At 71.1% G+C, this 906-nt stretch carries 1 protein-coding gene; it reads left to right on the top strand.

Annotation, left to right across the window (positions count from 1 at the left end; translation table 11 throughout):
* Positions 1-106 precede the first annotated feature (106 nt).
* A partial coding sequence (locus ACI784_RS25235) for an IS481 family transposase (protein WP_457015338.1) occupies positions 107-906 on the top strand: 800 nt, incomplete at its 3' end.

Here is a 906-nt window from a genome sequence, read left to right as displayed (position 1 = left end):
TGTACTGCCCATGAGCGTTGTTGACGGCGCCGAGGCCTGATCCAACGAGGAGACCTCCGAGCGAAGGTGTGGGTGCTGACGCCACGCCCGAATGCTCGGAGGTCTCGTGTCCCACGCTAACGCTCGCCTGACCGTTCATGGCCGCGCGGAACTTGTCCGCCGGGTGGTCGAACTGGGTCGGCCGGTCGCGCACGTCGTGATCGAGTTGAACGTCTCTCGCGCCACCGGCTACAAGTGGCTGGCCCGCTGGCGGGAGGAAGGCCCTGCTGGGCTGCTTGATCGTCCCAGCCGGGCCCACCGGCTCCCCGGTAGGACCTCCGCTGAGCTGGAGACGCGGGTGCTGGCTCTGCGCAGCGCCCGCAAGCTGGGTCCCGCGCGGATCGCACCGCTGGTCGGGCTGGCCCCCTCGACGGTGCACGCAGTCCTGCGCCGGCACGGCATGCACCGGCTGGCTTGGCTGGACCGGCCCACCGGCCAGCTAGTGCGGCGCTACGAGCGGGCGCGGCCCGGCGAGCTGGTGCACGTCGATGTCAAGAAGCTCGGTGGTATCCGGGCCGGTGGTGGCTGGCGCGTGCACGGCCGCGGTTCGGCCCAAGGCAACCACAGCCGCAACGAGCAATTGGCCGGCCGCCGGGTCGGCTATGACTACGTGCACTGCGCCATCGACGACCACACCCGCCTGGCCTACGCCGAGATCCATCCCGATGAGACGGCTGCCACCTGCGCCGGCTTCCTCCACAGCGCGGCGGCCTGGTTCGCCGAGCACGGCATCGACCGGATCGAGCGGGTGATGACCGACAACGCCCGGGCCTACCGGATCAGCCATGCCTGGCGCGCCGCGCTGGCTGACCTCGGCGCCCAGGCCCGGTTCACCCGGCCCTACCGGCCACAGACCAACGGCAAGGC

This window comes from Geodermatophilus sp. SYSU D01186, from assembly GCF_054050215.1.
The sequence above is the reverse complement of the archived record's forward strand: the minus strand, read 5'-3'. Positions and strand labels throughout refer to the sequence as shown.